The following is a 13,871-nucleotide window of genomic DNA, read 5'->3' as shown; positions in this document are numbered from 1 at the left end:
CTACATTTTACTCCCTTTGAAGGCTAAGGCCTCGCTTGCGCGAGGTTCGTTTTGCTTCCATCTTGGTTGCGCATAACAAGCCCGCGCAAAACGCGGGAGAATAATACGGGAGGAACCACATGGCCTTTGTGGGTTTGGAAGACAAGAAGCGCATGGAACAGGAAATGCCGTGGGAGGATCGGGATTTGCCCGTCACCTTCCATCAGCTTTTGTCGCGCACCGCAGGGAAGTTCCCCAACCACAAAGCCATGAGCTTCCAACTGTTCTCGGGCCCGAAGGACAAGGCCGAAACGCTGACCTGGTCGCAACTTCTGGGCCAGGTCAATCAGGCGGCGAACCTGTTCCGCTCGCTGGGTGTGGGTGAAAAAGACGTGGTCGCCTATGTGCTGCCCAACTGCAACGAGACACTGGTCACGATGATGGGCGGCGCGGTTGCGGGGATCGTGAACCCGATCAACCCCCTGCTTGAACCGGAACAGATCGCAGCGATCCTACGCGAGACCGGCGCCAAGGTCGTGGTGACGCTGAAATCCTTCCCGAAAACAGATGTCGCGCAGAAGGTCGAAGAGGCGGTGCGCCACGCACCCAAGGTCAATACCATTCTGGAAATTGATCTGAACCGGTATCTGACCCCACCCAAATCATGGCTGGTGCCGTTCCTGCGCCCCAAGATGGGCGACAAGGAAAAGCTGGCCCATGCGGATTACAAGAACTTCCACACGGAACTGGCCAAGCAGCCGACGACGCTGACGTTTGAAGACAGCAAAGAAGATCGTGTCGCCTGTTATTTTCATACCGGCGGTACCACGGGTATGCCGAAGGTGGCGCAGCACAAGTATTCCGGCCTGATCTACAACGGCTGGTTGGGAAGCACGCTTCTGTTTGACGAAAACGACGTCATCATGTGCCCGCTGCCCATGTTCCACGTTTTCGCGGTGCATGTGATTGTGATGGCGGCCGTATCCTCCGGTGCCCATGTGGTTTTCCCGACGCCACAGGGATATCGCGGCGACGGGGTGTTCGACAATTTCTGGAAGCTGATCGAGCGTTGGAAGGTGAGCTTCATCATCACCGTGCCAACTGCGATTTCAGCCAAGATGCAGCGCCCGGTCGATGCCGATATCTCAAGCGTAAAAACGGCCTTCTCGGGTTCGGCCCCGTTGCCGGTGGAGCTGTTCCGCCGGTTTGAAGAAGCAACCGGCGTCACCATTGTCGAAGGGTATGGTCTGACAGAGGCCACGTGTCTGGTCTCGTGCAACCCGGTAGATGGTGAGAAAAAGATCGGATCCATCGGTATTCCCTTCCCCTATACAGACGTCAAGATCTTGCAGGATGGGCCAGATGGACCGACCGAGTGCGACACTGATCAAATCGGTGAGATCTGCATCTCGAACCCGGGTGTCTATGCGGGCAATACCTATACCGAGGCCGACAAGAACGTTAACCTGTATCACTTTGACAAGTACCTGCGCACGGGCGATCTGGGGCGCTTCGACGAAGATGGGTATCTGTGGATCACCGGTCGCGCGAAGGACCTGATCATTCGTGGCGGTCACAACATCGACCCTGCCGAGATCGAAGAGGCTTTGCTGGGCCATGACGCCGTTGCTTTTGCCGGTGCCATCGGCCAGCCGGACGCACATTCCGGTGAAGTTCCCTGCGCCTTTGTCGAACTGGTCGAGGGCGCGTCGGTCACAGAAAAAGAACTGATGGATTACTGCAAGATTCACGTGCATGAACGCGCGGCGCAGCCAAAGCACATGACCATTCTGGATGAGCTGCCCAAAACGGCGGTTGGCAAGGTGTTCAAGCCTGATCTTCGGAAACAGGCCATCACTCGTATCTACAACGGCGCCCTTGAGGATGCAGGATTGGCGGCGCGGGTTGTTTCTGTCATCGATGACAAGAAGCGCGGCCTTGTCGCGCAGCTTGACGCGAACGGATCTTCGGAAGACGATGTTGCAAAAGTGCTGGGGGTATACACCCGGCCATGGGAGTGGTCTGAATAAGCCGGAGGGACAATGGACTATGAACGCCTGATCGACGAAGAAACCTGGGCGTTCATACGTCGCACGGCAGAAAGCTATCCCGATGACGCGGTCGATCTGTCGATCGAGGATCAGCGCCGTGTCTATGACACCATGTGTCAGGACTTTCGCCAACCACGCCCGGCTGGGGTGGAAACAGAAGACCGGACCGCTGATGGTGTTCCGGTTCGAATTTACTCTGCCGGGCAACCAACCCGAACCGTCATCTATTTTCATGGTGGCGGTTTCGTTGTTGGTGGTCTGGAAAGTCACGACGATGTTTGCGCTGAATTATGCGCCCAAACCGGGTACCGGGTCGTCGCCGTCGATTACCGGCTGTGTCCTGAACATGTGCACCCGGCACAGTTTGATGACTGTTGGGCGGCAGCGAACTGGGCCGCAACCAAATTCGGAGACCCATTGATTTTGGCCGGTGACAGCGCCGGTGGAAATCTGGCTGCTGCGGTATCCCACTACGCGCGCGGGCGTTTGGACGGAATCCTGGGGCAGGTGCTGATCTATCCGGGCCTCGGTGGGGACCGCACCCGGGGGTCCTACCAGGAACATGCCCAGGCCCCCTTGCTGACGTTGGATGAAATCAAGTTTTATGAAACCGTCCGATGCGCGGGCGATCCGCCCCAGGGCGATCCGACCTATGCGCCGTTGCAGGACAGTGACTTTTCAAACCTGCCGCCGACCGTGGTTGTAACGGCTGATTGCGATCCGCTGCGTGACGACGGGCAGGTTTATTGCAGTCGGATCAATGCGGCGGGCGGGCAGGCCCACTGGATCAATGAATTCGGTCTTGTGCACGGGTATCTGCGCGCGAGAACCTCGGTGAAACGTGCGGCTGACAGTTTTGAACGTATTTCGGTTGCGATAGAAGCGCTGGGGCAGGGGATCTGGTCCTACGACTGATGCAGTGATTTGAAGGCTCTGGTCCTTTTTGGGGCCTGTATGCCGAAAAGCGGCTGGCTGTGGTACGCTCACTCAAATTCTCCGAGGAGATATTACCTTATGACCGACCCCTTCCAGAACGTTGATGCCGCCGGGCCTGAATTCATCAAGTTGTTTGCGGATTCAATGGACCAACGGCAAGCGGACCCGACCATGGAACGGATCGTTGCCGCCTATCTGGGTCATCTGAACGTCACGGATGCATCAACGGTTGTTGAGGTTGGGGCCGGTGCAGGCGCCGTCACACGTCGTATCGCATCACACTGCCACCCGGCGAACGTCATAGGTTTCGAACCTTCGAAAGGGTTTGTCTCGGAAGCCAACGATCGGGCCAAAGAGTATTCGAACCTGACGTTTAAAGTGGCGGACGGTGCCGCGCTGCCTTTGGAAGATGAAACCGTCGATGCGGTTATCATGCACACGGTGCTCACGCATGTGGAAGATCCCGAATCTCTGATTGCCGAGGCTTTCAGAGTGCTGAAGCCTGATGGTCTGTTGATTGTGTGTGACGCTGATTTTTCCAAAGCGACGTTCAGCTCTTTTCCGAATGATCCACTGGATATCTGCGCAAAAGAGTTCGTCCGCGAGTTTGTAACCGATCCTTTTGTCGTCGCAAAACTCAGGTCAATGATTTCCGATGCCGGACTATCCGTGAAACACTTTGACGTGCAAAGCAGAGTTGTCTCGACACCCGAGCAGATGTTGCCTTGGGTCGACCTGACCACCAAGCAAATGTACGAGCGAGGTGATATCGGAAAAGAACTGGCAGCGGGGCTTGTGGCCGAGCACGAAAGACGTGCTCGAAACGGGTCGCTTTACGGATACCAGGTATTTGCGACAGTGGTGGCGGCGAAGGCCGCATAAGCGGCCCCGAAGCCGCATGACCATTACCGCAGAAACGGTTCCGCCTTCATTGTCTCTGCGATGGGGGCACCCATTCGGCTCAGGATGGTCGGGGCCAATTGCAACTGGCTTATGACGGTCTCGGCGTCTGGCCCTTCTGCGTCACCGAAATAGTACAGCGCCGTTTCCTGTTGCAGCGGGCCGCGCCCACCGTGGTGGCCGCGCTCGTCTTGGCCATGATCCGCGGTGACGATCACTTCATATCCCAACTGGCGCCAGCGGGGGATGAAAGGCGCAAGCATTTCGTCGGCAACAAAGCAGGCGTGATCCATTTCTTCACAATCGTGGAAAAAACGGTGGCCCATACTATCCAGCGTGCAGGTGTGCAGAATGCCATAGTCCAGCCCGAAACGCAGGCACAGGTTGGTCAGAGTGGCATACAGATCGACATCGGATGGCGTCATCTGGTTGGCTTTGCCATAGCCCGTCATGCTGTGAAAACGGCCATGGTTGATCGTCGCGCTTTCGGGCTCGTCGTATTCGATGTCGCGGACGTAGTCGAAGGGGTGACGGTTGAAGAACTGCGACCAATAGCTGTGTGTCACCGCCCCGGTCACACCACCGGCTTCACGCACCTGACTGAACACGTCCTTGTGGCTCAGCCGGAAGACGTTTCCATTCCCGGTGCAGCCATGTTCTTGCGGTGTCACGCCCGTGTGGATCGACGCATAGCAACTGGCCGATGTCGAAGGCAGCACGGCACGCAGTTTCCAAAGCCGTGCTTCACCACTGTCGACCCAGCCTTCGAGATTGCCGAACAGGCGGCGAAAATTGCGATAGGGGACACCGTCCAGAATGATGAGGAGAAGCTTGCGGTCCATGTCGAGGCCCTTTGAGAGACATTGCGTTCCGGCGACCCTAAGAGATTCGACGCCCATCGGCTGCCACTTTGCGCCCCCAATAGCAAAATCCCGACACCTGTCTTCAAACAAGGTGCCGGGATTCAAACCTTCATCGAAATGTCACGAACCGGATCAGTTGCCGGCGCTTTCCATCTTGCGATGGGCGACGACCTCTTCCAGCCAGCCCAGATGCATTTCAGGCACCGAACTGAGCAGCAGGTCGGTATAATCGTCGAAGGGCGGGCTCAGCACCTGACTCTTCGAGCCGTAACGGGCCACGCGACCCTGATACATCACCGCGATGCTGTCGCTGATCGCGCGGACCGTCGCCAGATCGTGGGTGATGAACAGATAGGCCACATCCTCGATCTTTTGCAGGTCCAGCAGCAGCTTGAGGATGCCGTCCGCCACCAGCGGATCCAGTGCCGAAGTGACCTCGTCACAGATGATCAACTTGGGCTTGGCTGCCAGTGACCGGGCGATACAGACACGCTGTTTCTGACCTCCGGACAGTTCCGCAGGATAGCGGTCGATGAATTTTTCGCCCAGCTCGATCTCATCCAACAACTCGATGATCCGTTTGCGCTTCTCAGCGCCGCGCATGTTGAAATAGAACTCCAACGGGCGGCCGATGATGGTGCCGACGGTCTGGCGTGGGTTCATTGCCACGTCTGCCATCTGATAGATCATCTGCAACTCGCGCAGATCCTCGCGAGACCGCCCCGCAAGGTCCGGCGACAGCGTGCGACCGGCAAAACGGATCTCGCCATCGCGCGGCGGCAACAGGCCGGTGATCACCCGGGCCAGCGTGGATTTGCCCGAGCCGGATTCGCCCACGACCGCCAGCGTCTGCCCCGGATGAAGCTCGACATTGACGTTGTGCAGCACGTCGAAGTTCAGCCCCTTGTAGCGCGCGGTGATCCCGTCAACGGTAAGCAGCGGTTCCGGTGTGGGCTGCTTTTCTTCGTGCTCGATCGAACGCACCGAGACCAAAGCCTGCGTGTATTCTTCCTGCGGGTTGTTGATGATCTGGTCGGTGCTGCCGTATTCGACTGTGTCACCCATCCGCAAAACCATGATATCGTCGCTGACCTGCGCAACGACCGCCAGATCATGCGTGATGTACAAAGCAGCAACGCCGGTATCGCGTATGGCATCCTTGATTGCCATCAGAACATCGATCTGGGTGGTCACATCCAGCGCCGTGGTGGGTTCGTCGAACACCACCAGATCGGGTTCAGGACACAGTGCCAGCGCAGTCATGCAACGCTGCAACTGACCGCCCGAGACCTGGTGCGGATAGCGGCTGCCGATGTTGTCAGGGTCAGGCAAGCCCAGCTTTGCGAACAGCTCACGCGCGCGGCCTTCAGCTTCTTTGCGAGAAAACTTCTTGTGCTCGACAGCCGCTTCGACAACCTGATCCATGATCCTCTTGGCCGGGTTGAACGACGCGGCCGCGGATTGCGAGACATAGGCAACCTCGCCCCCGCGCAGATTCCGAATATCGCTATGCGATGATTTCAGGATGTCGCGCCCGTTGACCCAGACCTCGCCGCCGGTGATTTCGACGCCACCCCGGCCATAGGCCATCGAGGCAAGACCGATGGTGGATTTCCCTGCGCCGGATTCACCGATCAGACCCAGTACCTTGCCGCGCTCCAGGTCAAAGCTGACCCCGTGCACGATTTCGATGTCATGGGGTTTCTCACCCGGTGGGTAAACGGTCGCGCCGATCTTGAGGTCACGGACCTTGAGAAGGGTATCACTCATCCCCGACCTCCTTTCAGCGATGTGGTTCGGTTCAGGATCCAGTCAGCCACAAGGTTGACCGAGATTGCGAGCGTCGCGATGGCCACGGCGGGGTACAGGGCCGCGCCAATGCCATAGACGATGCCGTCCTTGTTTTCCTTCACGATGCCACCCCAGTCGGCCAGCGGCGGTTGAACGCCGAGACCCAGGAAGGACAGGGTAGAGATAAACAGCACCATGAAAATGAACCGCAGGCCGAACTCGGCCACCAGCGGTGACAATGCGTTCGGCAGGATTTCCCGGAAGATGATCCAGGTCCGCCCCTCACCACGCAGTTTCGCGGCTTCGACATAATCCATCACGTTGATGTCCACGGCGACGGACCGCGACAGGCGATAGGGGCGTGTCGCATCCAGAAGACCCATGACAAGGATCAGGATCGGAACGGTGACCGGAACGATGGCCAGAATGACCAGCGCAAGGATCAGCGTAGGGATGGACATGATCAGATCGACCGTCCGGCTGAGCGCCTGATCCGCCCAACCGCCCAGAACGGCGGCCAGAAGACCAAGCGATGTACCGGTCAAGAAGCTGAGCAATGTCGCGGCGGCGGCAATGAAGATCGTCGTGCGCCCGCCATAGATCATGCGGGTCAGCAGGTCACGGCCGATGTTGTCGGTGCCCAGCAGGTGCTCGGCGCTGGCCGGTTCCCATACATCGCCGACCACTTCCGCCATCCCGTAAGGCGCGATCAACGGGGCTGCGATTGCCACGAAGAAATAGGCGCCGGTGAACATGAGGCCAATCAGAGCCGAAATAGGAATGTTCTTCATTTCGGATGCCTCAGTCTTGGGTTTGCAAGGATTGAGACGATATCCGCGACCATGTTCAGGCCGATGTAGACAGCCGCGAACACCACGCCGCAGGCCAGAACGACCGGCACGTCACGTTTGGTCACGGCGTCCACAAGGTACTGCCCCATGCCGGGATAGACGAACACGACTTCGACCACGACGACGCCAACAACGAGGTAGGCGAGGTTCAGCATGACAACGTTCACGATGGGTGAGATTGCGTTGGGAAAGGCATGCCGCGCGATGACCTGAAACGTGCTCAGGCCCTTGAGTTCGGCCGTTTCGATATAGGCTGATTGCATGAGGTTCAGAATTGCAGCGCGGGTCATCCGCATCATCTGCGCCAGGACCACCAATGTCAGAACGAAGGCAGGCAGCGCAATCGCGTTCAGCTTTTGCCAGAACGACATCGAGTCGTTGATCATCGCAAGCGAGGAAAACCATCCCAGTTTGACCGAGATGTAGTAGATCACGACGTAGCCGATCAGGAACTCGGGGATAGAAACCGTTGTCAGCGTGACGGCGGAAATCAGTTTGTCGGGCCAGCGATTGCGGTACCGGACGGCCAGTAGCCCAAGGAAAATCGCAAGCGGGACGGATACGATTGCCGCAACACAAGCCAGGAACAACGTGTTCCCGAGGCGTTTTCCGATGCTCTCGGCAATATCAAGCTTGTTGGTCAGCGATTGGCCAAGGTCGCCCTGAACGATGCCGCCCAGCCATTCAAAATAACGGGTCAGGGCCGGGCGATCCAGGCCCATTTCTTCGCGAAGGTTGGCCAAGGCCTCGGGGGTTGCGGACTGCCCCAGGACGGCTTGCGCGGCGTCTCCGGGAAGAGCTTCGGTCAGGCCAAAAATCAAGGCCGAAGCGCCGAACAGCAATAGAATTCCCAGCGCGAGGCGCTGGGAAACCAGTTTTATGATAGGATGCATTATCCGATGCCCGTATCAGACGAACCACATTTTGCGGGACATGTTGCCGTTCATCATCTCCTGCGTCGGGTCGCTTTCCCAACCATCCAGCTGGTTGCTGACACCTTCGACAAAATCATTGAACATCGGGCAGATCAGGCCGCCTTCATCGCGGACCATGCGGCCCATCTGGCTGTAGATCTTCTTGCGTTTTTCGGCATCCAGTTCTGCACGAGCCGCGAACAGCAGGTCGTCAAATGCCTGAACTTTGAACCGTGTGTCATTCCAGTCCGCCGTCGACAGATACGCGGTCGAATACATCTGGTCCTGCACCGGACGACCGCCCCAGTAAGAGGCACAGAAGGGCTGCACGTTCCAAACCTCGGACCAGTAGCCATCATTCGGCTCGCGCTTGATTTCCAGCGGGATTCCGGCCTGGGTCGCTGTCTGTTGGAACAGGGCTGCGGCATCCACGGCACCCGGGAAGGCACCGTCTGCAACACGAAGGATAATCGGCGAACCGTCATGACCGGACTTCTTGTAGTGCTCGGCGGCTTTTTCCACGCTGAACTCGCGCTGTTCGATGGTCTCATCAAACAGAGGATAGGCTGCGTTGATCGGCATGTCATTCCCGATCGAGCCATAGCCGCGCAGAACCTTGTCTACGAGTTCGGTACGATTGATGGCATATTTCAGGGCCGTGCGCAGTTCGTTGTTGTCGAACGGTGCGGTATCGCAGTGCATGATAAAGACATAGTGGCCACGGCCAGCGGTCGAATGCACGGTCAGATTGGGTGCGCGCCCCAGCAGGTCCGCGACCTTTGGTTCAACACGGTTGATGGCGTGGACCTGACCCGATTGCAGTGCAGCGGTACGCGCGGTCGCGTCATTGATAACCACGACTTCAACACTGTCGAAGTTGCCGAAATCAGAGTTCCAGTGGTTCTCGTACTTTGTGAACAAGTGGCGCACACCGGGTTCGTCCACTTCCACCTTGTACGGTCCGGTTCCGATACCTGCCCCTGGATTGTCCATGCCGCCATCGGGCTGAATGATCAGGTGGTAGTCGGCCATCAGATACGGAAGGTCCGCGTTCGGCTCGGACAGCGTAACCTGGAAGTTGTCGCCGTCGGCTTTCATTGACTCGATGCCCTTCATGATGCCCAGAGCACCAGACTTGGAGTCTTCGTTCGAGTGGCGCTGCATGGTCTTCAGCACGTCCTCGCTGGTCATGGTCTTGCCGTTGTGGAATTCGACACCCTGACGCAGTTTGAAGGTCCAGACCTTGGCGTCCGCGCTGCCTTCGACGCTTTCCGCCAGGCGCGGTTCGATGGACCCATCGGGGGCAACTTCTACAAGCTGGTCGCCGAATTGCTTGCCGTTCTGGAACGGAACCGAGCTGGCATAGGTCGCGGGATCCAGCGAGTTCGTGGATTCGCCACCCTGAAGGCCAAATTTCAGGTCACCGCCCTTTTTCGGGCCTGCCGCGCGTGCTGCGTCCGCGAACATCGTGCTGGCCACGGCAGCCGAAACGCCCAGAGCCGCAGCTTTCCCCATGAATTCGCGGCGAGTCATCTTCCCGGCTGTGACCTGACCGGCCATATACGTGATTTGTTCGTTCATATGAGTGTTCTCCCTATTGAGTGGTTCCAGCCCCTTGGGGGGCTTTTTGTTGACGCATGAGTCAACGTTGGCTTATTTCCGCGGACCGGGCAAGGTTATTTCTCTTAAATACCGAAGGCCGAAGCCCTCTCTTTCTTGTCCGGTGTGCGGCAATTGCTGAGTGGGTGTTCAGGTGCATTCTGCATTTCCGGGTAGTTTCCGGTCGATTGCGGGCCAAAGCAGCATGATAAGCGTCAAATCATCCACGTATCGCGACAACCAGGTCCATGACATTGGTGCCGGTTGGCCCTGTTGTCAGCAAAGCATTGGCTTTTTCCAGGAAAGACCCGCTGTCGGCTTTTAGAAGTGCAAGATCTGCGCCATCACCCCAGGTTGCGCCTGTTATGATTCCACCCGCCGCATTTGTCGGACCGTCCGTGCCGTCGGTGCCGCCCACGACCACCGCAAGATCCGTCTGGCCTGAAATCTCTTTGGCCAAGGCAAGCGCAAGGGCCTGATTTCTGCCGCCACGCCCCGGGTGATCAGGCAAAACCACGGTCGGTTCTCCGCCAAAGATCATCACGCCCTTTTCCATTCCTCGCAGCATGGGCCCAAGACGCGCCGCGACTTTCAAATAGTCGTCGTGCAGGGCCTCATCATTGGTCAAAACCCTCAGCCCCATTTTTTCCGCTGCTTTGGCAGCGGCATTGCGTGCATGCGCGTTCGAAGCAACGATCCGGGTGGTGGCCGCAAAGGAATGGTTGTCGGGCAATGCTCCGATTCCCGAGCCGATGACGTTCAGATCGTCTCCGGGCACGTCCGAGATCGCCAGAACAGTGGCGCGGTCTCCGGCGAAATGGGACAGCAGACCGCCGCCCTTGATACGCGACAGCTTGCGACGCTGGGCATTCATCGCGCGGATATCCAGCCCTTTCGACAGCAGTTCGCGGTTCAACGCCCCGAGGTCATCAAGCGATGTTCCGGGAAGCAGGTCCTCGGCCAGGGATGACGCGCCGCCCGAGACCAGCAGCAGCACATGTGATCCGGGCCCCATCTGTTCCATGGCGAGGCGCAGCGCCCGCCCGCCCGCAAGACTGCGGTCGTCCGGAACGGGGTGCGACGCTTCGATCACCTCGACCCCGCCCGGCAGGTCGCGACCATGGTCGTCTTTGGTGACCACAAGCGTTGGGATGGCGCCGAAATGTTCCAGCGCAGCCCGCGCCATGGCTGCGGCGGGTTTGCCCACGGCCAGAATACGGTCGGGTTTCGGGACATCAGGCAAGGCGGCCAGGGTGGCCTCGTACCCGCCGACGGCCTCAACACCGACCTGCCACAACGTGACGGCTTGCTTCTCAATATCCATCAATTCTCCACCCAGATCGTGACCGGCCCGTCATTTACAAGTTCTACCGCCATGTCTGCGCCGAACTGTCCGGTCTCCACCGCGACGCCCTGCGCGGCAAGGTGCTCGGCGAAGACCTTGTACAACTGCTCTCCCAGCTTGGGCGGGGCCGCGTTTGAAAATCCGGGGCGATTGCCGCTGGAGGTGTCCGCCGCCAGTGTGAACTGGCTGACCACCAGAGCAGAGCCTTCAACATCCAGAAGCGAGCGGTTCATCTTGCCGGCGTCGTCCTTGAAAATCCGCAGTTTTGCAGTTTTCTCGGCCAGTTTTTCTGCCTGTGCCTTGCTGTCGCCCTGCATGGCGCAGACCAGAATCATGAGCCCAGGGCCGGTTGTGCCGATGACGGTGCTTCCGACCGACACTTTGGCCTGTGTCACTCTTTGCAGCAATGCGCGCACTTGGTTCCTCCCCCGAGATGTTGAGCCTGCCTGAGCGACGGTTTAGCCGCGCCAGTCCACAAAGTCACCCAATGCCGCACGTTCCGTGCGGAAGCTGTTTGCAGGATGATCCGTATCCGAATAGCCAAAGGAAATTGCGCACAGGATCAAACGATCATCGGGGATCTGAAAATACTGATGCAAAAAAGGGCTGTATGCGGCCAATGCCGCTTGTGGGATGGTTGCCACGCCCAAAGCCTGAGCGGCGAGCGCGAAAGCCGTGACAAAGCCGCCGCAATCCATTGCACCATAAGGTCCAAGCTCTGCCGGGCTTGAGATGATGGCACAATGTGGTGCGCCAAACAGGGCAAAGTTCTGCATCATTTGCTGCGCCGACCCTTCGCGGTCCCCCCGTTCTACGCCAACCGCGCTGTAGAGTGCCCAGCCGCACGTCCGGCGGCGGTCTTGATACTCGCCGGAGTAAGACGTGGGAAATGGAAGATCCGGGGCCGTCGTGCCGTTTTCCGCCTCGTTTGACATCGCGTCGCGGAACCTGTCGGTTTCGTCTCCGCTGGTGATGACCAGTTGCCAAGGTTGCGCGTTGCACCAGCTTGGCACCCGGGACGCGCTGGTCACGATCTGCGCGATCTGGTCTTGCGGTACCGGGTCCGGAAGAAAGGCGCGGCAGGAATGACGTTTGTCCAGCAAGGCATTCAATTCGGCAATCGACACGTGGACCTCTTCTCAACGTTGCAGGCCTGAGGATGACGCTGCGGTGTAAATTGTACAAGAGGCTGTTATTGCTGTCCTGTTGCCATCAAATATCCGACACCTGCGGCAACCAGCAGGCCAAGTACAACGGCGATCGTGATCTTTATTGCCGACCAGGGGCGCTCTCCCTGAACCCGACCGGTCCGGCCGTTCACCACGAAACGATAGGTCTGGCCGCGATACTTATAGGCCGCCAACCAGACCGGCAGCAGGATATGTTTCAACGTGACATCGCGCACATCAGTGTCCACCGCATGGATACGTTGCCTGTCGCCCCCAATATCAAAACGTACATCACGCTCGATCACGCGGGCCATATGTGCGCGGGCCTCGGCATATCCCTCTTTCAGTTCAACCGTATAGGCCTCGGCCCGAAAACCGGCGAGGTATTCTGGCTGGTAGGGTTCCAGAGCCGGGAGATCCCAAGGCTCCAGAGCATCCGTGTAAGCCTTGGGCAGAGACCTTGAAGCCAAAACCAGCACGTCGTCAAAGAACCGGGCCACCCGGCCGGACTTGGGCGTCCAGCGGACCTTGGGCACCTGTTGTTGCACCCGTTTGCCATCCCGCATGACGGTGCGGGTTTCATAGTAGACCGTGCCGCGCTCTCCGCGATAGGCCGATTTCGTGTCGGCATCAAAGGTCCAGTAGGGCACATAGATGCCCTGCATCCTGCGGCCCTTGCGGGCATAGTCCTTGAGCCCGTTCGGCGCGAACCACAGCCGCCCCAGCCAATCGCTCATCGCCCTGTGGGCCGAGCGTTCATCCAGAGCAAAAGGCAGAACACCCTTCGGTTTGATATGCCGGTTCACCCCGGTGTCCGTCACGACCGGAGTGGCGCAGAACGGGCATTCCGCAGCATGGGTGTTGGGGTCGAATTCAACCTGCGCCGCACAGTTCGGGCAGGACAGAACCCGTGTCTCTTCGATTTCACTGTCGGGCAAGCGGTCGGCGATGGCCGCGTCGAAATCCAACTCGCGCAGGCTGGCGCCGCCCCAGGGGCCAGCCCCGATCGGTTCGGAATGGCCGCAGTGATCGCAGGTCAGCGTGCCGGATTTCGGGTCGAACCGATAGTCCGCGCCGCACTGGTCACACGGAAAACGGTGTTCCGCAAAATCAGGTGATGGGGCAGGGGCATGAGTCATGAGGCGCTCAGTCCTTGAGAGGGAAGTAGAGATAGTCCGCGCGGTCTTCCTCGGGCAGGACATGCGGCAGCATTTCGGCTTCGCAGGCCCCGATCGTCCTGAAATTTTTTCGCCCCTCGGCCAGCGTCAGGCCGTGATTGGCCGCCGAGGGCTCGCGTGGGTTCGTGTCATAATGGATGTCCTCGTCCTCCCAGAAACAGATCGGGCAGATCAGGTACTTTCCGCGTTCCGAAAGGGTGACATAGTCGCAGCAAGGGCAGACGAAATGCGGGTCGGGACGCGTCTTGCGCCTGCCCTTTTTCGAGCGTTTTCCAAGGCCGGCCATGCGGTGCCC

At 58.7% G+C, this 13,871-nt stretch carries 13 protein-coding genes; 3 read left to right on the top strand and 10 right to left on the bottom strand.

The window, feature by feature from the left end; translation table 11 throughout:
- Positions 1 to 119: 119 nt before the first annotated feature.
- The 3 genes from NOR97_RS11395 to NOR97_RS11385 all read left to right on the top strand — a co-directional run bounded on the left by NOR97_RS11395 (position 120) and on the right by NOR97_RS11385 (position 3,848).
- Positions 120 to 2,009, top strand: coding sequence for an acyl-CoA synthetase (locus NOR97_RS11395; RefSeq protein WP_257599159.1), 1,890 nt, complete (start codon positions 120 to 122; stop codon positions 2,007 to 2,009).
- Positions 2,010 to 2,021: 12 nt separating this feature from the next.
- Entirely contained in the window at positions 2,022 to 2,945 is a 924-nt protein-coding gene (locus tag NOR97_RS11390) for an alpha/beta hydrolase (RefSeq protein WP_257599158.1), read from the top strand.
- A 99-nt stretch (positions 2,946 to 3,044) separates the two neighbouring features.
- A complete protein-coding gene (locus NOR97_RS11385) occupies positions 3,045 to 3,848 on the top strand; it encodes a methyltransferase domain-containing protein (RefSeq protein ID WP_257599157.1) in 804 nt (267 codons plus the stop codon).
- Between the two features lie 23 nt (positions 3,849 to 3,871).
- Here NOR97_RS11385 and NOR97_RS11380 read toward each other — a convergent pair whose 3' ends face one another.
- From NOR97_RS11380 to NOR97_RS11335, 10 genes are all read right to left on the bottom strand, one after another.
- Entirely contained in the window at positions 3,872 to 4,708 is an 837-nt protein-coding gene (locus NOR97_RS11380) for an alkaline phosphatase family protein (RefSeq protein WP_257599156.1), read from the bottom strand.
- A gap of 153 nt (positions 4,709 to 4,861) precedes the next feature.
- Positions 4,862 to 6,499 (bottom strand): ABC transporter ATP-binding protein, encoded by a 1,638-nt coding sequence (locus tag NOR97_RS11375; protein WP_170343599.1) that lies wholly within the window; start codon positions 6,497 to 6,499, stop codon positions 4,862 to 4,864.
- Entirely contained in the window at positions 6,496 to 7,311 is an 816-nt protein-coding gene (locus tag NOR97_RS11370; protein ID WP_171329524.1) for an ABC transporter permease, read from the bottom strand. The genes NOR97_RS11375 and NOR97_RS11370 overlap by 4 nt, the downstream gene beginning before the upstream one ends.
- Positions 7,308 to 8,264, bottom strand: coding sequence for an ABC transporter permease (locus NOR97_RS11365; RefSeq protein ID WP_170343601.1), 957 nt, complete (start codon positions 8,262 to 8,264; stop codon positions 7,308 to 7,310). The genes NOR97_RS11370 and NOR97_RS11365 overlap by 4 nt, the downstream gene beginning before the upstream one ends.
- Before the next feature lie 15 nt (positions 8,265 to 8,279).
- Entirely contained in the window at positions 8,280 to 9,866 is a 1,587-nt protein-coding gene (locus NOR97_RS11360) for an ABC transporter substrate-binding protein (protein WP_257599155.1), read from the bottom strand.
- 238 nt (positions 9,867 to 10,104) lie between these two features.
- A complete protein-coding gene (locus NOR97_RS11355; RefSeq protein ID WP_257599154.1) occupies positions 10,105 to 11,208 on the bottom strand; it encodes a DUF4147 domain-containing protein in 1,104 nt (367 codons plus the stop codon).
- The gene (gene dtd / locus NOR97_RS11350) at positions 11,208 to 11,645 is read right to left on the bottom strand and encodes a D-aminoacyl-tRNA deacylase (protein ID WP_257599153.1); all 438 of its coding nucleotides are present in this window, start codon (positions 11,643 to 11,645) and stop codon (positions 11,208 to 11,210) included. The genes NOR97_RS11355 and dtd overlap by 1 nt, the downstream gene beginning before the upstream one ends.
- Before the next feature lie 42 nt (positions 11,646 to 11,687).
- Positions 11,688 to 12,356 carry a nitroreductase gene (locus tag NOR97_RS11345; RefSeq protein WP_257599152.1) on the bottom strand — a complete coding sequence of 223 codons (669 nt, stop codon included), beginning with the start codon at positions 12,354 to 12,356 and terminating at the stop codon, positions 11,688 to 11,690.
- Between the two features lie 65 nt (positions 12,357 to 12,421).
- Positions 12,422 to 13,537 carry a TFIIB-type zinc finger domain-containing protein gene (locus NOR97_RS11340; RefSeq protein WP_257599151.1) on the bottom strand — a complete coding sequence of 372 codons (1,116 nt, stop codon included), beginning with the start codon at positions 13,535 to 13,537 and terminating at the stop codon, positions 12,422 to 12,424.
- Between the two features lie 7 nt (positions 13,538 to 13,544).
- Entirely contained in the window at positions 13,545 to 13,862 is a 318-nt protein-coding gene (locus tag NOR97_RS11335; RefSeq protein ID WP_257599150.1) for a CPCC family cysteine-rich protein, read from the bottom strand.
- Positions 13,863 to 13,871: the final 9 nt, after the last annotated feature.

The organism is Ruegeria sp. YS9 (genome assembly GCF_024628725.1).
GTDB lineage: Bacteria > Pseudomonadota > Alphaproteobacteria > Rhodobacterales > Rhodobacteraceae > Ruegeria > Ruegeria atlantica_C.
The sequence above is the reverse complement of the archived record's forward strand: the minus strand, read 5'-3'. Positions and strand labels throughout refer to the sequence as shown.